Raw genomic sequence first — 18,069 nt, 5'->3', positions numbered from 1 at the left:
TCGGACCCTGTACACTTTTTCTCGGCCGGTCAGGGAAACGAAAGATTCCCCGCGCCGGTCATGGTGGGTGTAGCTCAGCTGGTAGAGCACCTGGTTGTGGTCCAGGATGTCGCGGGTTCGAGTCCCGTCACTCACCCTGAACGACCGAGAGGCCGACCTGGAAACAGGTCGGCCTCTCGGCGTTTCATCTCATCCGGCCTTGTCCGGTGATGTCACGAAACGCTCACATCGCACCCGCCCCACTCCCCCAGGCCGCACGCTGGTCTCTCGTCACCAGCCCGAGGGGGACTCCTTTGCGCACCCGCACCCGCACCACCACCGCTGCCACGGCTCTCGCCGCCGCCGCACTGCTCGCTCTCACCTCGTGCGGCCCGGACGACAAGGGCGGCGCCGCGGGCACCGACGGCAAGCCCTCCACCGCCGACACGGCGACCCTGCCCGACATGACCGGCAAGGGCCTGCAGTCCGCGCAGGACCAGGCCCAGGCCGCCGGGTTCCGCCACCTCGCCTCCCACGACGCCCTGGGCCGCGGCAGGCACCAGGTGCTGGACCGCAACTGGAAGGTCTGCGCCCAGACCCCGAAGGCCGGCGAGCATCCGACCGACACCGAGGTGGACTTCGCCACGGTCAAGCTGGAGGAGGACTGCCCCAGCACCGACCAGGGCGACGTCCAGGAAGCGGGCACCACGATGCCCGACTTCAAGGGCAAGTCCGTGAAGGTCGCCCGCCAGGCACTCGACAGCAGCACGAGCATCACCGTCACCGACGCGTCCGGCGAGGACCGGATGATCCTCGTCGAGTCGAACTGGCAGGTGTGCTCCCAGGATCCGGCACCCGGCGCGAAACTCGACGGTCAGCCCGTCGCGTTCACCGCGGTGAAGTTCGGCGAATCCTGCTGACCGACGCCCCGATGTTCGTCGCTTCCGCCACTACGGCCCTCCCCCGCCCCGCCGGAAGACTGCTCCGTCAGGGACGCGACCGGGACCAGGCGACCAGGCGACCAGGGGAGGACACGCGATGAGCGTGCAGCAGTACGACGAGATCGGTGAGGCGTTCGAGGGGTTCAAGGGGCTGCCGCTGGCGCACTACGCGGAGGTGCCCGGCTTCCTGGCCCTGGTCGGGGACGTGCGCGGCAGGTCCGTCCTCGACCTGGCGTCCGGCACCGGCTTCTACAGCCGTGAGTTCAAGCGGCGCGGCGCGAGCGACGTGCTCGGCATCGACATCTCCGGGGAGATGGTCGCCGCCGCGCGGAAACTGGAGGAGGCCGACCCGCTCGGCGTCCGCTACGAGGTCGGCGACGTGGCCGAACTGCGCCCGCTGGAACGGCGTTTCGACATCGCGACGGCGGTCCAGTGCCTCAACTACGCCGAGGACGTCGCCACCATGGAGCGCATGTGCCGCGCGGTGCACCGCAGTCTGGTCGCCGGCGGGGAGTTCTTCGTCCTCGCACAGAACCCGGACTACGACTTCTCCGGCCCGACCCCGGCCCCGTACGGCTTCCTCCCCGAACTGACCGGCGAGGAGGCCGAGACCGGCCCCCGCATCCGCCTCACCGCGCTCCTCGACCCGCCGATCTCCTTCATCACGACGTGCCCGCGCCGCGAGGTCTACGAACACTCCCTGCGCACGGCCGGCTTCCGCGACCTGACCTGGGTTCCCGTGGAGGTGTCCGAGGCCGGCGTACGCGAGTACGGCACCGACTTCTGGACGGACTTCCGCACCAATCCCCCACTGCAGATGCTGCGCTGCCGCGCCTGACAGGACCCGGACATCAGGGGCGCGCCTCGTACTCGGGCCGCGCCCCGGCCAGCCGATCGGCGACCAGAGCCAGCCACCCGCTGGTCGGTGAGAAATCGCACATAGGACCGAAGAGGGAGTCAGCGCCGCAAGCGGGTGCACATCAACCGCGCGGCGTGTGTTCCTCGATGATCGCGCTGACTCTGCTCAACGCGTCCACTCCCGGGACGATCCAACTCTCGAACTCCGCATCCACCGCCATGTCCGCGAGTTCCTCAGCCTCGTCCGGCGGCAATCCGGTTGTCTCCAGGAACCACGCAAGCGCAGCCGCGCACTCCCCGCACCACACCTCACCGGCACCGGTCCGCTCGACGACCAGGGCGACCACGGAGCCGACTCCCCGTTCCCGCACACGCCGTCTCTCCGCTTCCGGCGCGTCGGGCGCGCAGGCGAATTGCGAGAAGAGGGAGGCGAGTTCCTCCAGCCATGCGCGCCAGCGCAGGAGAATGCGGGTGTACCGCCGCGCCTCGAAGGCGAGGTCGTCACCACCGCCGCCGGGCTCCAGATCCTCGATGACGGTTCCCGCATCAGCGGTACGCCCGACGGATCCGGTCCACCTGCCGGCCCACTCGCCGTAGCGCTCGGCAAGCGCCTGGGCGACCGACAGGGTCGACCACGCGGCTCTCGGCCTTCCCGATTCCGGATCAAGGGAGCACACGACTTCACGCACTACTCGGGGTGCCTGCTCGGGGTCGAACGGATGGGTCGCGGGGTCCATGTCCTGCCACGACCTCGCGTAGGCGCACCGATCCCTGTTGATGATCCCTCCCGTGGCTACGGATAAGTGGCCCCACCGACCATCATCCAGCCCTCAGCGCCCCCACTCATAAACCCCCGGCCCCGTCTCCCGCACCTCGCTCGGCCACCTCTCCAGCACCCGCTCCAGCAACCCCCGCTGCCCCTCGACCCACCCGTCCTCCAGCCCCAGCGGCAGGATCACCAGGGCGTCCGAGCGGCCCGGGTCCTCCACGCGGACCGCTGGTGAGGCGTACTCCTCGTAGTGCGGGAGGACGGTGATCGCCGGGCTTCGGTCGTCGTCGCGCCAGACGGCGTCCTGGCCCCTCGCCAGCAGGTTCAGGCAGTCGGACCATGCGCGCAGGTCGGACGGCCGCAGCCACATCGGCAGGCGGCCGGTGACGAAGCTGCTCGTCAGCAGGAGCTCCGCGTCCAGGCGGTCGTGATGCTCAAGGACGCCCGGCATGCTGCGACCGCGCACCCTTACGCAGAAGTGGTTGTCGCCGTCCGTGAGGTCGATCAGGGGGAGCACACCGGCGCCCTCCTCACGACGACGCCCGCTCCACCAGCTCCGTCGGCAGGACCATCTGCCGTCGGTCCAGGCCCCGCGCGGCGGCCGGGCGGCGGTCGGCTATCTCGGCCAGGAGGAGGTCGATCATGCGGCGGCCCATCTCCTGGATGGGCTGGCGGACGCTGGTGAGGGGCGGTTCCATGTGGCGGGCGATGGCGGAGTCGTCGTAGCCGACCAGCGCCACGTCGTCGGGGATACGGCGGCCCTCCTCGCGCAGCACCTGGCGGGCACCCGCCGCCGTCACGTCGGAGCCGGCGAAGACCGCGTCCAGGTCGGGGCAGCGGGCCAGCAGGGCCGTCATCGCGCGCCGCCCGCCCTCCTCGGTGAAGTCGCCCGGCTCGATCAGCGCCTCGTCCACCGCGCGGCCGGCGTCCCGCAGGGCCTCGCGGTAGCCGTCGACGCGGCGCTGGGCGCCGTACACGTCGAGGCGGCCGGTGATGTGGGCGATGCGGGTCCGGCCCCGGGAGAGAAGGTGCTCCACGGCCTGGCGGGCGCCGGCGTAGTTGTCGGAGTCGACCGAGGGGAGGGTCTCGGCGGCGGAGCGCGGGCCGCTGATCACCGCGGGGATCTCCAGCTGGGACAGCAGGTCGGGCAGCGGGTCGTCCGCGTGGACGGAGACCAGCAGGACGCCGTCGACCCGGTGTGCCGCGAGGTACTCGGCGAGGCGGCGGCGCTCGCGGTCGTTGCCCGCGAAAATCAGCAGCAGCTGCATCTCGGTCTCGTTCAGCTCCGCGCCGACACCGCGCAGCATGTCGGAGAAGTACGGCTCGGCGAAGAAGCGGGTCTCCGGCTCGGGCACGACCAGCGCGATCGCGTCGGTGCGGTTGGCGGCGAGCGCGCGGGCGGCGGTGTTGGGGACGTATCCCAGCTCCGCGACGGCGGCCTCGACGGCGGCCCGGGTGGCCTCGCTGACCCGGGGCGACCCGTTGATCACCCGGGAGACCGTGCCGCGGCCGACTCCGGCGCGGGCGGCGACCTCCTCCAGGGTGGGCCGGCCACCGCTGCGGCCACCCCGTGCTCCGTGTGCCATGCGCTCCGCCTCCCCGTCGACCCTGTCTCCGGCCTGGAATGTAACAGCCCCACCGGGATTCCCCATCGCCCGCGGTCCGGGGTGGCGGCCCGCTCAGGGTTCCGGCGATGCGCTCACGACCGACCCGCCCAGCCCCCACTCACCCCCCGTTCACACCCCGCTTACGGCCTGCAAACCACCCTGGTGCGGAATGATTGGGTCCAGTTAACGTCCCGATAACTGAACGCATCTCGCGGCGTCCGTGCCCTTGACACCCCCGCACGAACCTACGACTCTTCAACACATCACCTGTGGGAGCGCTCCCACAGTACCTGACACATACACGTCCCGCACGTTCCCCGCCCGAGCCGCAGCGAGTATCGAACGGGCCCAACCACAGCAGTTGGCCGGGGGGTCGGCACGTCAGGCAACAGGAGGACGCAATGCGTACGAGTACCCGCCGGTCCCACCGGGTGACGGCCCTGGCAGCCGTCGCCGTCTTGGCGACGGGACTGCTGGCCGGCTGCGCCAGCGACGACGACGACAACTCGTCCGGGTCCGGGAACGGCTCAGGCGGCAACGCGGGTGGCAAGACCACACTGACCATCGGCACCTTCGGCACGTTCGGTTACAAGCAGGCCGGACTGTACGACGAGTACATGAAACTCCACCCCGACGTCACCATCAAGGAGAACGTCACCACCCGTACCGACGTCTACTGGCCGAAGGTCCTCACCCGCCTCCAGGCCGGCTCCGGCACCGACGACGTCCAGGCCATCGAGGTCGGCAACATCACCGAGGCCGTGCAGACCCAGGGCGACAAGTTCGTCGACCTCGGCTCGCAGGTCGACAAGTCGCAGTGGCTGGGCTGGAAGAACGACCAGGCCACCACCAAGGACGGCAAGCTGATCGGGCTCGGCACCGACATCGGTCCCATGGCCATCTGCTACCGCAAGGACCTCTTCCAGAAGGCCGGCCTGGAGACGGACCGCACCAAGCTCGCCGCCCAGTGGAAGGGCGACTGGGCCAAGTACGTCGAGCTCGGCAAGCAGTACATGCAGAAGGCGCCGAGCGGCACCAAGTACGTCGACTCCGCCTCCTCCGTCTACAACGCGGCCCTCGGCGGCGCCCAGGACCGCTACTACGACAAGGACGGCAACGTCATCTGGGACAAGTCCGCGGGCGTGAAGAAGGCCTGGGACGTCGCGATGACGGTCGCCACCAGCGACATGTCGGCGAAGCTGAAGCAGTTCGACAAGCCGTGGGACCAGGGCTTCGCCAACGCCAAGTTCGCCACGGTCGCCTGCCCGGCGTGGATGGTCGGCTACATCCAGGAGAAGTCCGGCGCCGCGGGCAAGGGCCAGTGGGACGTGGCGGCCGCGCCGACCGCGGCCAACTGGGGCGGCTCCTTCCTCGGCGTGCCGAAGGCGAGCAAGCACCAGAAGGAGGCCATCGAGCTGGCGAAGTGGCTGACCGCGCCCGAGCAGCAGGCGAAGGTCTTCGCCAAGCAGGCCAGCTTCCCGTCGACCCCGGCGGCGTACTCCTCGCTGACGCCTTCGCCCGACACCCTGGCGTACTTCTCGAACGCCCCGCTGACCCAGATCTACTCGGACTCGGCCAAGACGATCCCGTCGCAGATCTTCGGCACCAAGGACCAGCCGATCAACACCGCGCTGACGGACGTCGGCATCCTCCAGGTCGAGCAGAAGGGCAAGTCCCCCGAGCAGGGCTGGGACGCCGCCTCGAACGAGATCAAGGACGTGCTCGGCCAGTGACCGGCTCCAAGCAGGCTCTCGCGCATCCCGCGTCGAGTGCCGGTACCGCGCCCGGCGACCAGCCGGGCGCGGCCCGCCGCGCTCACGGTCGCGGTCGGCAGGCCCCGGGCGGCAGCTCGTGGCGCAGCCGGATGTACCGCTGGGACATGAAGGCGTCGCCGTACGCGTTCATCGCCCCCTTCTTCGTCGTCTTCGGCGCCTTCTCGCTGGTGCCGCTGCTCTACACCGCCTGGTACTCGCTGCACCACGTGCAGCTGTCCTCGCTGGACCAGCAGACCTGGGCGGGCCTGGACAACTACCAGAACCTGCTGTCGTCGGACTTCTTCTGGAACGCGCTGAAGAACACCTTCTCCATCGGTGTGCTCTCCACCGTTCCGCAGCTGATGGCCGCGATCTGGCTGGCGCACATGCTGAACTACCGGCTGCGCGGCTCGACCGTGTGGCGCGTGGTGATGCTGACCCCGTACGCCACCTCGGTGGCGGCGGCGACGCTGGTCTTCACCCTGCTGTTCGCGCCGGACAACGGCATGGTCAACTGGGTGCTCGACGCGGTCGGCATGGACCCGGTCAACTGGCGCGAGTCCGACTGGGGTTCGCAGCTGGCGGTGTCCTCGATCGTGATCTGGCGGTGGACCGGCTACAACGCGCTGATCTACCTGGCGGCCATGCAGGCCATCCCGGCCGATCTGTACGAGTCGGCGGCGCTGGACGGCGCCACGCGCTGGCAGCAGTTCCGGCACGTGACGATCCCGATGCTGCGGCCGACGATCCTGTTCACCGTCGTGGTCTCCACCATCGGCGCGACGCAGCTGTTCGGTGAGCCGCTGCTGTTCGGCGGCGTCAGCGGCACCAAGGGCGGCTCCGAGCACCAGTACCAGACGCTCGGTCTGTACATGTACGACCAGGGATGGATCGTCGGCAACCTCGGCAAGGCGTCCGCGATCGCCTGGTCGATGTTCCTGATCCTGCTGATCATCGCCGCGATCAACATGCTGATCTCCCGACGGCTGAGGAAGTCCTGATGGCCACCAGTGAACTCACGCTTCCGCAGAAGACCTCGGGCGCCCCGCCCCGGCGCCGGGTGCGGGTGATGGGTGCCGGCAAGCAGCTGCACGCCGGTCCGGTCACCTACGTCGTGCTGGTGCTGTTCGCGCTGGTGTCGCTGGCCCCGCTGGTGTGGACGGCGATCGCGGCCTCGCGCACCAACGAGCGCCTCGCGCAGACCCCGCCTCCGCTGTGGTTCGGCGGCAACCTGTTCAAGAACCTTCAGACGGCGTGGGACCAGGCGGGCATGGGGACCGCCATGTTCAACACGATCTTCGTGGCGGCCTGCATCACCGTCGGTACGGTGCTGTTCTCCACGCTCGCCGGGTTCGCCTTCGCCAAGCTGCGGTTCCGGTTCTCCAGCGCGCTGCTGCTGGTGACCATCGGCACGATGATGATCCCGCCGCAGCTGGCCGTCGTACCGCTGTATCTGTGGATGAGCGACCTGGGCTGGGCCAACCAGCTGCAGACGGTGATCCTGCCGACCCTGGTCAGCGCCTTCGGTACGTTCTTCATGCGGCAGTACCTGGTGCAGGCGCTGCCGACCGAGCTGATCGAGGCGGCGCGGGTGGACGGTGCGAGCAGTCTGCGCATCGTGTGGCACGTGGTCTTCCCGGCGGCGCGGCCGGCGATGGCGGTGCTCGGGCTGCTGACGTTCGTGATGGCCTGGAACGACTTCCTGTGGCCGATCATCGCCCTGAACGGGGAGAACCCGACGGTCCAGGTGGCCCTGAACCAGCTCGGCACCGGGTACATCCCCGACGACTCCGTGATCATGGCGGGCGCGCTGCTCGGCACGCTTCCCCTGCTGATCGCCTTCCTGCTGTTCGGCAAGCAGATCGTGGGCGGCATCATGCAGGGCGCGGTCAAGGGCTGACCCCCGCGTCCGGCCGCCCGGCAGTACGCCTCCCCGGCTGCCGTGCCGCCGCCTTCGGGGGGCCGGGTCACCGCCGCCCCGGCCCCCGCCCCTTCCCCCCTTCTGTCTATCCGTCGGTCTCCACGACCCCCTATGGGAGCGCTTCCATGCCTGTGCCCTCGAACTCGGTGACGCCCGCGACGAGCCCCGTGACCTTCCCTCCCGCTTTCCTCTGGGGCGCCGCGACGTCGGCCTACCAGATCGAGGGCGCGGTACGGGAGGGCGGCCGGACCCCGTCGATCTGGGACACCTTCAGCCATACGCCGGGCAAGACGGCCGGCGGCGAGACCGGTGACATCGCTGTCGACCACTACCACCGCTACCGCGAGGACGTGGCGCTGATGGCGGAGCTGGGCCTGACCGCCTACCGCTTCTCCGTCTCCTGGCCGCGCGTGCAGCCGACCGGGCGGGGCCCGGCGGTCCAGGTGGGCCTGGACTTCTACCGCCGCCTGGTGGACGAGCTGCTGGAGCACGGCATCAAGCCGGCCGTCACCCTCTACCACTGGGACCTGCCGCAGGAGCTGGAGGACGCGGGCGGCTGGCCGGAGCGCGAGACGGCGCTGCGGTTCGCCGAGTACGCGCAGATCGTCGGCGAGGCCCTGGGCGACCGGGTGGAGCAGTGGATCACCCTCAACGAGCCGTGGTGCAGCGCCTTCCTCGGCTACGCCTCCGGTGTGCACGCCCCGGGCCGCACCGACCCGGCGGCCTCCCTGCGCGCCGCGCACCACCTGAACCTGGCGCACGGTCTCGGCACGCAGGCGCTGCGCTCGGTGATGCCGTCCCGCAACCAGGTGGCGGTCAGCCTCAACTCCTCGGTGGTGCGGCCGCTCTCGCCGACCCCGCAGGACCTGGCGGCCGTGCGCCGCATCGACGACCTGGCCAACGGCGTCTTCCACGGCCCGATGCTGCACGGCGCCTACCCGGAGACGCTGCTCTCGGCGACGGCCTCGCTGACCGACTGGTCGTACGTCCTCGACGGCGACCTGCGCGCGATCCACCAGCCGCTGGACGCGCTCGGCCTCAACTACTACACGCCGACGCTGGTGTCCGCGGCGGACCCGGACGCCAAGGGCCCGCGCGCCGACGGGCACGGGTCCAGCGAGCACTCGCCGTGGCCGGCCGCCGAGGACGTGGCCTTCCACCAGACGCCGGGCGAGCGCACGGAGATGGGCTGGACCATCGACCCGACCGGTCTGCACGAGCTGATCATGCGGTACACGCGCGAGGCGCCCGGCCTGCCGCTGTACATCACGGAGAACGGCGCGGCCTACGACGACAAGCCCGAGTCCGACGGCCAGGTCCACGACCCGGAGCGCATCGCCTACCTGCACGGACACCTGTCCGCGGTGCGGCGGGCGATCACCGACGGCGCGGACGTGCGCGGCTACTTCCTGTGGTCCCTGATGGACAACTTCGAATGGGCCTACGGCTACGGCAAGCGATTCGGTGCCGTCTACGTGGATTACGCGACGCTGGCGCGGACACCCAAGTCGAGTGCCAAGTGGTACGGCGAGGCGGCCCGCACGGGCAGCCTGCCGGAGGTTCCGGGGCTGTGAGGCCCGGCCGGGTCCGGGGTGAGGCCCGGCTCGCAGGGGCGCCGAGCCCCTGACGGAAACGGCCCGGCGCGGCATGCTGTGGGGGCGTGCCGCGCCGGGCGCTTTCTTTCCCGGGGGGGACTGCGGGGACCGCGGTGTCAGCCGATGCCGGGGGCCGCGGTGTCAGCCGATGCCGGGGGCCGCGGGTCAGCCGATGGCTGCGAAGGCCTTGGAGAAGGCGTTGGCGGACTGGTCGACCGAGCTGCAGGTGGCGTCGGCGGAGGGCTTGGGGCCGCCGGGGCAGGCCTTGTCGCGGGTGGCGGACCACATGGACAGCCAGCCGAGGCCCTTGGACTTGGCGAAGTTCACCAGCTGGGTGGCGTCGTCGACCTTGAAGACCTCCGAGGCGACGTCGTTGACGCCGATCATCGGGGTGACCGCGACCGTCTTCCAGGCCGCGCTGTCGCCGAGCCCGAGGACGCTCTTGACCTGGGCCTGGGTGGCGGTGGCGGCCTGTTCGGCGTAGGTGCCCATGTCGCCGCTGTAGGCGGGGCCGTAGTCCATCGCCATGATGTTGACGGTGGCGATCTTCACGCCGTTCTGCTTGGCGTTCGCGAGGAGGTTCACGCCGTCCTGGGTGAGGCCCTCCGGCATCACCGGGAGGGTGAAGGAGACGTCCAGGCCGGGGTGCTGCTGCTGGAGCTTGGCGATGGCCTGGGCGCGGCGGGTGTTGGCCGCGGTGTTCGGCAGCGCGCCGCCCTCGACGTCGAAGTCGACCTTGGTCAGCTTGTAGGCGTCCACGGCCTTGCCGTAGGCCGCCGCCAGGGCGTCCGCCGAGGAGCAGGACGTGGCGAGTTCGGTGCCGGAGGCGCCGCCGAAGGAGACCCGGACGTCACCGCCCTTGGCGCGCAGGGCGCCGATCTGCGCGGCGACGCCGTCGCTCGCGAGGTCGGTCACGCCGCCCCACTTGGGGGTGCAGCCGCCGCCGTCGGTGACGAAGGCGAGGTTGTAGTTCTTCACGCCGGTCGCGTCGGCCGCGGCGAGCAGGTCGAACGCCGGGTAGAGGGAGGTGTCGACGTACGGCGCGAAGCCGGCGGAGGCGGTGGTGCCCGTGCCGGTGCTCTGCGTGGGCGTGGGCGTCGGGGTGGGGGTCGCGGTCTGCGTCGGCGTGGGGGTGGGCTTGGGCGTGGCCGTGGGGGTCGGCGACTGGGTCGGCCGGCCGGACGGCTCGGGGGTGGCGCCGCCGTCGGCGGAACAGGAGGCGCCGTCGATACGGCAGCCCGTCGGGTCGCCGGTGCCGTTGACCACGAAGCCCACGGTGACGGACTCGCCGGGGGCGAGGCCGTCGGTGTCCCACTTCGGCGGCTTGACGGTGACGTGCTGCCCACTGGTGCCCGGCTCGCCGTTCCACAGCGAGCCGAGCTTGCTGCCGGCCGGCAGGTCGAACTCCAGGGTCCAGTCCTTGTCCGCCTGGGCGCTGTTGTTGGTGACGACGTACTGCGCGGTGTAGCCGGTCGACCAGCTGCTGGTCTTGGTGTACGCGGCGCCGATGCCGGCCGCTTGCGCGGTGCCGGTCAGCACGAGCGCGCCGCCGCCGACGACCGCCGCGGCGACCAGGCCTCCGATCGCCTTGTTCCTGCCACTGATCTTCCGCCGGTGCGTGCTCATGCGCGTGCCTGCCTTCGCTGTTCACGGGGGTTCGCGGGGTCCCGGTGCCTGGGACGCGGCAGCACGCTAGCGATCCGGAATCGGACAATCGGCTTGATCGGGGCGGCGGTCGGGGATCTTAGGGTGCGCTTAAGGATGCGATCGGGACCGGTTAAAGGTAGAGACCAATCGCCCCGGCCGGCGGCGTCGTACGGCGGTGCGGTGGCCCTTGCCCGCCGGGCGCCGCCCGTCGCGCTGGAGCCAGAGCCGCACCTCCGTGCCGCCCAGCACCGAAGAGCCGATCCGGACATCCCCGCCGGTGGACTCCGCCAGCCGGCGCGCGATGTCCAGGCCCAGCCCGGTCGACCCGTCGCTGCCGGAGCCCCGGCCGCGCGCCATGGCAGCCTCCGGGTCGGCGATGCCCGGGCCCGCGTCCGAGACCAGCACGATCACCGCGTCCTCGCCGCTGTGCACGTCCACGGCGAAGGCGGTGCCCTCGGGGGTGTGCCGGAAGACGTTGCCGAGCAGCGCGTCGAGCGCGGCGGCCAGGTCGGCGCGGGCCACGGGTATCCGCACCGGGCGGTCCACGCCGGCCACCCGCCACTTGCGGCCCTCGTCCTCGGCGAGCGCCGACCAGAACTCCATGCGCTGGCGGACCACTTCGGCCGCGTCGCACCCGGCGCCGGGCCCGGCCGCGGCGGTCTGCGGCTTGGCCTCGCGGGCGGTGCGGATGATGGTGTCGACCTCCCGCTCCAGCTGCTCGACGGCGGCTCTGGTCTGCTCGGCGGCCGGGGAGTCGCCGAGGGAGGCCGCGTTGAGCCGCAGCACCGTCAGCGGGGTGCGCAGCCGGTGGGACAGGTCGGCGGCCAGCTCCCGCTCGTTGGCGAGGAGTTGCACGACCTGGTCGGCCATCGAGTTGAACGCGACGGCCGCCAGTCTCAGTTCGGTCGGGCCCTCCTCGGGCACGCGGGCGCCCAGCTTGCCCTCGCCCAGTTCGTGCGCGCCCTCGACGAGCCGCTGGGCCGGCTGCACCATCCGTACGCCCAGCCGGTCGGCGACCGCGACCGAGCCGACGACGAGGGCGGCGCCGACCGCGGCGAGCACCGCCCAGGCCGTGCCGACGCCGTTGCTGACCTCGGCCTCCGGGACATACACCTCGACCACGGCCATCGCGCCGGTGCTGAGCGCGACCGGCTGGAGCAGCGTCGAGCCGCCGGGGACCTCGGCGGTGGAGGCGCGGCCGAGTCTGCGCACGGTGGCGATGTCGGCGTCGGCGGCGCGCTGCCGCCCGAGGTCGACGGCGGGCCGGCCGTCGACCTCGGGGATGTGGACGGCCATTCCGGCGTCGGACTCCGCGGAGGCGACGACCCGCTCCAACTGCTCCTGGTCGGTGGTGATGGACAGCGCGGGGACCAGGGCGGCGGCCTCCCGTTCGGCGTTGGAGAACGCGCGGTCGCGGGCCATCTCCTTGACGACGAGGCCGAGGGGGACGGCGAAGGCGACCACGACCATCGTGGTGACCGCCAGGCAGACCCGGACCAGTGCCCATCTCATCGCGCCGGCTCCCCCTCCGCCGGCGGCTCCAGCTTCACGCCCACCCCGCGCAGGGTGTGCAGATAGCGGGGCCGCGCGGCCGTCTCGCCCAGCTTGCGGCGCAGCCACGACAGGTGCACGTCGATGGTCTGGTCGTCGCCGTAGGACTGCTGCCACACCTCCGCGAGCAGCTCGCGGCGCGGTACGACGACGCCGGGCCGCCCGGCCAGGAAGGCGAGCAGGTCGAACTCACGCCGGGTCAGGTCCAGTCGCGTGCCGTCCAGTTCGGCCTGGCGGCGCAGCGGGTCGACGGTGAGACCGCCGACGCGCAGCACGCTGGTCGGGGGTGCCTCCCCGGCGGAGGACCGCGCCCGGCGCAGCACGGCCGCCATGCGCGCCGACAGGTGCTCCACCGAGAACGGCTTGGTCAGGTAGTCGTCCGCACCGGCGTTGAGCAGCCGCACGATCTCCGCCTCGTCGTCCCGGGCGGTGGCGATGATCACCGGGACGTCGGTGATGCCGCGCAGCATCTTCAGGGCCTCGGAGCCGTCCAGGTCGGGCAGTCCGAGGTCCAGGATCACCACGTCGAAGCGGAAATGGGCGACCTCGCGCAGCGCCTCCAGCGCCGTCCCGACACTGCGCACCGTGTGGGCCGCGTCGGTCAGATGCCGGATGAGCGCCGAGCGTACGAACTGGTCGTCCTCGACCACGAGAACACTTGCCATGCGCCGCACCGTACGCCATACGGACGACCCGCATCCGGGCCCTGTGGACAACTCCCCGCTTGTGGAAATTGCCCCGGCCCGGACGACACCCGTGGGGCGCGTGAGGCAGTATGGCCCGCGATGCACAGAGGAGTCGTCCACGTACTGGCTTGGTCGCTCGCCACGGGCGCGGCGGTCACGCTGTCGTGGTGGGGCGTGCACACGGTGATGGCGGGCACGGCGTACGACCCGCCGCGCGCCCTGCCCATCACGGCGGCCGACGCGACCGCGCAGGGCTCGAAGCCGCTCGCCTCGTCGACGGCACGGCCCGCCCCGTCCCGCTCACCGTCCCCGCGCCCGTCCGCGACGAGCCCGGCACCGACGCCGAGCCGTACGACCGCCCGGCCCTCCGCGTCGCCGCCGGCGACCCCCTCGCCGAGCCCCTCCCCCACCGCCTCCGGCCGGATCAAGGGCTACGACACCGACGGCGGCCGGGTCGTCTTCGACATCGGCGCCACCGACGCCTCCCTGGTCTCCGCCACGCCCGGCTCGGGCTGGTCGATGCAGGTGTGGAAGACGCAGTCGTGGATCCGGGTGGAGTTCGCCTCGGGCGCGGACCGGGTGTCGGTGTTCTGCACGTGGCACGACGGGCCGCCGCGGGTGGAGATCGGGACCTACTGACGCCTGCGGTCGCGGTCAGCGGAAGACCGACGCCGGGGGCTCCGGTGAGGCCACGGCGACCGCGTCGGTGACCGGTGCGGCCCCGCCCGTGAAGTCGACGAGGTCCTTGCCGTGCAGCACCCGGCCCGGGTGCGGGTCGGAGGCGGCGCGGCGGGTCAGCTCGGCGAGCGGCAGCGGGTGGTCGCAGGCGACGAGGACGGCGTTGCCGAACCGCTTGCCGCGCAGCACCGTCGGATCGGCGACCAGCGCGGACTCGGCGAACCGGGCGGCGGCGGTGGCGATCTGGCCGCGCAGATGGGCGAGCGGCGGACCGTCGGCGAGGTTGGCGGCGTACAGGCCGCCCGGCTTCAGGGCCCGGCGGACCTCGTCGAGGAACTCGGTCGAGGTGAGGTGGGCGGGGGTGCGGGCGCCGCTGAAGACATCGGCGATGATCAGGTCGGCCCAGCCGTCCGGTATTTTGGCGAGCCCTTCGCGGGCGTCGGCCGAGCGCACCCGCACGCGCGCGTTCGGGTCCAGCGGCAGCTCGCGGCGGACCAGTTGGACGAGCTGCGCGTCGCGTTCGACGACCTGCTGGGTGGAGCGGGGACGGGTGGCTGCGGTGTAGCGGGCGAGGGTGAAGGCGCCGCCGCCGAGGTGCACGGCGTGGATCGGCCGGCCGGGCGGGGCGGTGAGGTCGATGACGTGGCCGAGGCGGCGCTGGTACTCGAAGGACAGGAACGCCGGGTCGTCCAGGTCGACGTGCGACTGGGGCGCGCCGTCGACCAGCAGGGTCCAGGCGCGGGGCCGGTCCCGGTCCGGCACCAGCTCGGCGAGCCCGCCGTCGACGCTCTCGACGACGGCCTGCGCGGTGCCCTGCCGCCGCCGGGGATTCCTCGACCTGCCCATTCGGTCATTATGCGGAGCTGCGGGCCGTCCCGCCCGCGCAGGGTTCCGCTCAGCGGCAGCTGTCCGCCGCCTCGATCATCCGCGCCGCCTCACCCAGCGCGGCCCGCAGCACTGCCGGATCGGTCGCCAGGTCCGCCTCGCCCGGCGGCAGCAGCCAGTCGGAGCCCTCCACCGGCGGCAGCGGCGGCAGGGTGAGGCCGCGCCCGTCGGTCTCCGTGCAGGTGCTGCCCGGTACGTCCCAGCCGGCCGCCGTGCCCGGCGGGACGAGGAAGCCGAGGGTGTCGCAGCCGTCGTCGTGCAGGACCGGGCCGACCGCGTCGCCGGCGCCGCGGCGCAGGATGTCGACCGCCTCCAGGCCCTGCCGGGCCGGCACCGTGACGAGGTCCCAGAGGGCCGGCACCACGGGCAGTGCGCCGTACTCGGGTCTCGGCGGGTGGCCCGCCGTCGACGGCGGCGTACAGGGATCGATGCTCTGGCTCGTCTCCATGTCGGCCTCCACCACGGAACACCTCTGCAACACCTTCTGCGGACCACAGAGTCCAACGCATCACCGCGTCAACGGCTACGGCGGAAGTCCGCCGCAAAGGATGGCAGTTCATGGCAGATCACGGATGAGATATCCGGTTTGTAGCCAAACACCGCGTGGCGACTCCGTCACAGCAGGTACGTTCTTGCCCGCCGGGAACAGGGTGATCAGGACGGCAAACCGGTCAACTCACCCCGCTCCCCGGCATGGTTCGACGGTTCGCACGAGAGGACCCGGCCATGGCGTCGTCAACGGTCCACGCATCCCAGGCGTCCCGGCCCGACCGGCCACCGCAGCCCAACCTCGCCTTCCGGCAGCTGCGCGGCCGGCGCTCCCCGGCCGAGTTCGCCGCGCTGGTACGCCGGGCCGCCCGGGAGATCGGCGAGCGGGTCAGCTGCGACGCGCGGTACATCGGCCGGGTCGAGGCGGGTGAGATCCGCTGTCCCAACTACGCCTACGAACGGGTGTTCCTGCATATGTTCCCCGGCCGCACGCTGACGGACCTGGGGTTCGCGCCGCGCTCGTCCGTCCGCGGGCGCAGGCCGCGGGCCGCTGAGACGGGCGGGGGGCCAGAGCCGTATGAAACGCCGGAGGGGCACGACCCGGATGACCCGCACGATCCGCAGTCCCCGTACGACCCGCAGGACCCGTACGACCCGCACGACAACCACGAGGAGAGCGACGTGCTGCGTCGCGCATTCATGACCGGCGGGGGCGCCACCGTGGCCGCCGCCTCGCTGGGCCCCCTGGGGCTCGCTTTCGACGCCGCGGCGGCGGAACGTCCCTTCGGCCGCCCCGGCGCCTCCGAGGCGAGCGCGCTGCAGGAGGCCGTCCGCAGGATCCGGCTGCTCGACGACCGGCACGGCGCGGACGGCCTGTACCGGCGCGCGGCGGCTCCGCTGCGCGCCGCGTACGCGCTTCTGGACGCCGGCGCGACCCGGCAGGCGACCGCCGACCGGCTCCACTCGGGCGCCGGTGAACTGGCCATCTCCGTGGGCTGGCTGGCCCATGACTCCGGCCGCTTCGACGACGCGCGGTCGCACTACGCCGAGGCGCTCGCGACCGCGCGGATGACCGGGGACGACGCGCTGGAGGCGCACGCCTTCTGCAACGCCGCGTTCCTCGCCCGGGACGCCGGGCGCCCGCGGGAGGCGCTGCGCGCGGCGCAGGCCGCGCAGCGGGTCGCGCGGCCGCTGGGGTCGGCCCGGCTGATGTCGCTGCTGGCGCTGCGCGAGGCGGGCGGGTGGGCCGGGCTCGCCGACCGGGTCGCGTGCGAGCAGGCACTCGTGCGGGCGCAGGCGCTGTACGCGCGGGGGCCGTCCGACGCCGACCCCGAGTGGATGAGCTTCTACGGCGAGGCCGAGCTGGAGGGGCTGGAGGCGCAGTGCTGGTCGACGCTGGGCGACTGGCCGCGGGCGGCGCGGCACGCGCGGCGGGCGGCGCGGCTGCAGGACCCGCACTTCACGCGGAACACCGCGCTGTACACGGCCGAACTGGCGGACGACCTCGCGCGCGGGGGGCGGCCGGACGAGGCCGCCTCGGCGGGGATGCGGGTGCTGGATCTGCTGAGGGAGGTGCAGTCGTCGCGGGTGCAGGCGATGCTGGCGGGGACGGCGCGCGTGCTGTTGCCGCACCGGCGGGTCGCTGGGGTGGCCGACTTCTTGGAACGGCACGGGGGGCTGCCCCGGAGCGCGTGAGGTTGCCCGGCGCTGGTGCGGGCCGGGGGTGGGTCGCGCGGCCCGGCGCTGGACGGGTGCCGCTGCGCCCACCCGTGCCGCCCTGCGGCACGACTGCCCGCAGCTAAGTCGGCAGGCGACCCCCCGCTGCCGGGTGGGCACCGCCCGAGCGGCACGACTGCCCGCAGCTGCGCAGGCACACGGCCCGCCGCCGGGTGGGCGCCGGACCAGCGGCACGACTCCCGCAGCCAAGTCGGCAGGCGGCCCCCCGCTGCCGGGTACGCAAGCACACGGCCCGCCGCCGGGTGGGGCACCGCCCCAGCGGCACCACTCTCCGCAGCTACGCAGGCACACGGCCTGCAGCTGGGCAGGCCGGTGTGTGGCTAGCCCGCCAAGTGGCCCAAGTCGTTCCAGCTCTCGATGGCCGGTTCGCCGTATGCCCAGCTCAGGGTGGACAGGGACGTCGGGTTGAGGCGGATGCGGGCTGCGAAGTCGAGGGGGTAGCCGAGCCAGCGGGCGGCTATGGAGCGCAGGATGTGGCCGTGGGCGAAGACCAGGACGTCGCGGTCGGCGGAGCGGGCCCACGCGACGACCTCGTCCGCGCGGGCGGTGACCTCGGCGAGGGTCTCGCCCTCGGGGACGCCGTCCCGCCAGATCAGCCAGCCGGGGCGGACGGCCTGGATCTCGGCGGGGGTCATCCCCTCGTAGGCGCCGTAGTCCCACTCCATGAGGGTGTCCCAGGTGGTCGCCCGGTCGGCGAACCCGGCCAGTTCGCACGTCTCACGCGCGCGTGCCAGCGGGCTGGTGCGGACCTCGACGCCGGGCAGGCCGTCCAACGGCGCCCGGTTCAGCCGCTCGCCGAGCAGCTTCGCGCCCCGGCGGCCCTCCTCCAGGAGGGGCACGTCCGTCCTGCCGGTGTGCTTGCCGGACAGCGACCACTCCGTCTGTCCGTGCCGGGCCAGCAGGATGCGCGGTGCCATGAGCGACCTTTCCGTGAAACATGTGGGCGGGGCGGGGGGTGCCCGGGAGATCCGA

General features: G+C 72.3%; 17 protein-coding genes and 1 tRNA gene. 9 read left to right on the top strand and 9 right to left on the bottom strand.

The window, feature by feature from the left end:
* Nucleotides 1–63: 63 nt before the first annotated feature.
* The 3 genes from IE308_RS20035 (at nt 64) to IE308_RS20025 (ending at nt 1,758) form a co-directional block, all read left to right on the top strand.
* Nucleotides 64–136: transfer RNA gene (locus tag IE308_RS20035), tRNA-His, on the top strand.
* Between the two features lie 157 nt (nt 137–293).
* Entirely contained in the window at nt 294–899 is a 606-nt protein-coding gene (locus tag IE308_RS20030; RefSeq protein WP_229908964.1) for a PASTA domain-containing protein, read from the top strand.
* Nucleotides 900–1,017: 118 nt separating this feature from the next.
* On the top strand, nt 1,018–1,758 hold the full coding sequence (locus tag IE308_RS20025) for a class I SAM-dependent methyltransferase (protein WP_190218990.1): 741 nt from the start codon (nt 1,018–1,020) through the stop codon (nt 1,756–1,758).
* 142 nt (nt 1,759–1,900) lie between these two features.
* On the opposite strand, the gene IE308_RS20020 is transcribed toward IE308_RS20025, so the two are convergent.
* The 3 genes from IE308_RS20020 to IE308_RS20010 all read right to left on the bottom strand — a co-directional run bounded on the left by IE308_RS20020 (nt 1,901) and on the right by IE308_RS20010 (nt 4,133).
* Complete coding sequence (locus tag IE308_RS20020; protein WP_190218989.1) at nt 1,901–2,515, bottom strand: hypothetical protein; 615 nt, start codon at nt 2,513–2,515, stop codon at nt 1,901–1,903.
* Between the two features lie 93 nt (nt 2,516–2,608).
* On the bottom strand, nt 2,609–3,064 hold the full coding sequence (locus IE308_RS20015; protein ID WP_190218988.1) for a DUF5959 family protein: 456 nt from the start codon (nt 3,062–3,064) through the stop codon (nt 2,609–2,611).
* A 13-nt stretch (nt 3,065–3,077) separates the two neighbouring features.
* Nucleotides 3,078–4,133, bottom strand: a complete 1,056-nt coding sequence (locus IE308_RS20010; RefSeq protein ID WP_110628378.1) for a LacI family DNA-binding transcriptional regulator — start codon at nt 4,131–4,133, stop codon at nt 3,078–3,080.
* Between the two features lie 422 nt (nt 4,134–4,555).
* Here IE308_RS20010 and IE308_RS20005 point away from each other — a divergent pair, with 422 nt between their 5' ends.
* From IE308_RS20005 to IE308_RS19990, 4 genes are all read left to right on the top strand, one after another.
* Nucleotides 4,556–5,887 carry an ABC transporter substrate-binding protein gene (locus tag IE308_RS20005; RefSeq protein ID WP_110628379.1) on the top strand — a complete coding sequence of 444 codons (1,332 nt, stop codon included), beginning with the start codon at nt 4,556–4,558 and terminating at the stop codon, nt 5,885–5,887.
* Nucleotides 5,884–6,909 carry a carbohydrate ABC transporter permease gene (locus tag IE308_RS20000; RefSeq protein WP_110628380.1) on the top strand — a complete coding sequence of 342 codons (1,026 nt, stop codon included), beginning with the start codon at nt 5,884–5,886 and terminating at the stop codon, nt 6,907–6,909. The genes IE308_RS20005 and IE308_RS20000 overlap by 4 nt, the downstream gene beginning before the upstream one ends.
* Complete coding sequence (locus tag IE308_RS19995) at nt 6,909–7,808, top strand: carbohydrate ABC transporter permease (RefSeq protein WP_110628381.1); 900 nt, start codon at nt 6,909–6,911, stop codon at nt 7,806–7,808. The genes IE308_RS20000 and IE308_RS19995 overlap by 1 nt, the downstream gene beginning before the upstream one ends.
* 146 nt (nt 7,809–7,954) lie before the next feature.
* A complete protein-coding gene (locus tag IE308_RS19990) occupies nt 7,955–9,403 on the top strand; it encodes a GH1 family beta-glucosidase (RefSeq protein WP_110628382.1) in 1,449 nt (482 codons plus the stop codon).
* Nucleotides 9,404–9,589: 186 nt separating this feature from the next.
* On the opposite strand, the gene IE308_RS19985 is transcribed toward IE308_RS19990, so the two are convergent.
* The 3 genes from IE308_RS19985 to IE308_RS19975 all read right to left on the bottom strand — a co-directional run bounded on the left by IE308_RS19985 (nt 9,590) and on the right by IE308_RS19975 (nt 13,287).
* A complete protein-coding gene (locus tag IE308_RS19985) occupies nt 9,590–11,050 on the bottom strand; it encodes a glycoside hydrolase family 18 protein (protein ID WP_190218987.1) in 1,461 nt (486 codons plus the stop codon).
* Nucleotides 11,051–11,179: 129 nt separating this feature from the next.
* Complete coding sequence (locus tag IE308_RS19980; RefSeq protein ID WP_190218986.1) at nt 11,180–12,583, bottom strand: sensor histidine kinase; 1,404 nt, start codon at nt 12,581–12,583, stop codon at nt 11,180–11,182.
* Nucleotides 12,580–13,287, bottom strand: a complete 708-nt coding sequence (locus IE308_RS19975) for a response regulator transcription factor (RefSeq protein WP_190218985.1) — start codon at nt 13,285–13,287, stop codon at nt 12,580–12,582. Before IE308_RS19975 ends, IE308_RS19980 begins: the two co-directional genes overlap by 4 nt.
* Before the next feature lie 120 nt (nt 13,288–13,407).
* Here IE308_RS19975 and IE308_RS19970 point away from each other — a divergent pair, with 120 nt between their 5' ends.
* Nucleotides 13,408–13,947 carry a hypothetical protein gene (locus IE308_RS19970; protein ID WP_110628386.1) on the top strand — a complete coding sequence of 180 codons (540 nt, stop codon included), beginning with the start codon at nt 13,408–13,410 and terminating at the stop codon, nt 13,945–13,947.
* Nucleotides 13,948–13,962: 15 nt separating this feature from the next.
* Here IE308_RS19970 and IE308_RS19965 read toward each other — a convergent pair whose 3' ends face one another.
* Nucleotides 13,963–14,832 (bottom strand): spermidine synthase, encoded by an 870-nt coding sequence (locus IE308_RS19965; protein WP_190218984.1) that lies wholly within the window; start codon nt 14,830–14,832, stop codon nt 13,963–13,965.
* A 49-nt stretch (nt 14,833–14,881) separates the two neighbouring features.
* Nucleotides 14,882–15,319, bottom strand: a complete 438-nt coding sequence (locus IE308_RS19960; RefSeq protein ID WP_190218983.1) for a hypothetical protein — start codon at nt 15,317–15,319, stop codon at nt 14,882–14,884.
* Between the two features lie 278 nt (nt 15,320–15,597).
* Here IE308_RS19960 and IE308_RS19955 point away from each other — a divergent pair, with 278 nt between their 5' ends.
* A complete protein-coding gene (locus IE308_RS19955; protein WP_190218982.1) occupies nt 15,598–17,055 on the top strand; it encodes an NsdA family TPR-like regulatory protein in 1,458 nt (485 codons plus the stop codon).
* Nucleotides 17,056–17,417: 362 nt separating this feature from the next.
* On the opposite strand, the gene IE308_RS19950 is transcribed toward IE308_RS19955, so the two are convergent.
* On the bottom strand, nt 17,418–18,014 hold the full coding sequence (locus IE308_RS19950; protein ID WP_110628389.1) for a histidine phosphatase family protein: 597 nt from the start codon (nt 18,012–18,014) through the stop codon (nt 17,418–17,420).
* Nucleotides 18,015–18,069 lie beyond the last annotated feature (55 nt).

Source organism: Streptomyces griseosporeus (assembly GCF_014656055.1).
GTDB classification, from domain to species: Bacteria; Actinomycetota; Actinomycetes; order Streptomycetales; family Streptomycetaceae; genus Streptomyces; species Streptomyces griseosporeus.
Note: the sequence above shows the minus strand (reverse complement) of the source record. Positions and strands in the feature narration are given on the sequence as shown.

What these genes read in the sequence shown, in the direction of transcription:
- IE308_RS19975 (WP_190218985.1), bottom strand. Translation starts at nt 13,287, where the DNA reads ATGGCAAGTGTTCTCGTGGTCGAGGACGACCAGTTCGTACGCTCGGCG.
- IE308_RS19965 (WP_190218984.1), bottom strand. Translation starts at nt 14,832, where the DNA reads ATGGGCAGGTCGAGGAATCCCCGGCGGCGGCAGGGCACCGCGCAGGCC.
- IE308_RS19990 (WP_110628382.1), top strand. Translation starts at nt 7,955, where the DNA reads ATGCCTGTGCCCTCGAACTCGGTGACGCCCGCGACGAGCCCCGTGACC.
- IE308_RS19950 (WP_110628389.1), bottom strand. Translation starts at nt 18,014, where the DNA reads ATGGCACCGCGCATCCTGCTGGCCCGGCACGGACAGACGGAGTGGTCG.
- IE308_RS19960 (WP_190218983.1), bottom strand. Translation starts at nt 15,319, where the DNA reads ATGGAGACGAGCCAGAGCATCGATCCCTGTACGCCGCCGTCGACGGCG.
- IE308_RS20010 (WP_110628378.1), bottom strand. Translation starts at nt 4,133, where the DNA reads ATGGCACACGGAGCACGGGGTGGCCGCAGCGGTGGCCGGCCCACCCTG.
- IE308_RS19985 (WP_190218987.1), bottom strand. Translation starts at nt 11,050, where the DNA reads ATGAGCACGCACCGGCGGAAGATCAGTGGCAGGAACAAGGCGATCGGA.
- IE308_RS20020 (WP_190218989.1), bottom strand. Translation starts at nt 2,515, where the DNA reads ATGGACCCCGCGACCCATCCGTTCGACCCCGAGCAGGCACCCCGAGTA.
- IE308_RS20025 (WP_190218990.1), top strand. Translation starts at nt 1,018, where the DNA reads ATGAGCGTGCAGCAGTACGACGAGATCGGTGAGGCGTTCGAGGGGTTC.
- IE308_RS20005 (WP_110628379.1), top strand. Translation starts at nt 4,556, where the DNA reads ATGCGTACGAGTACCCGCCGGTCCCACCGGGTGACGGCCCTGGCAGCC.
- IE308_RS19995 (WP_110628381.1), top strand. Translation starts at nt 6,909, where the DNA reads ATGGCCACCAGTGAACTCACGCTTCCGCAGAAGACCTCGGGCGCCCCG.
- IE308_RS19955 (WP_190218982.1), top strand. Translation starts at nt 15,598, where the DNA reads ATGGCGTCGTCAACGGTCCACGCATCCCAGGCGTCCCGGCCCGACCGG.
- IE308_RS19970 (WP_110628386.1), top strand. Translation starts at nt 13,408, where the DNA reads ATGCACAGAGGAGTCGTCCACGTACTGGCTTGGTCGCTCGCCACGGGC.
- IE308_RS19980 (WP_190218986.1), bottom strand. Translation starts at nt 12,583, where the DNA reads ATGAGATGGGCACTGGTCCGGGTCTGCCTGGCGGTCACCACGATGGTC.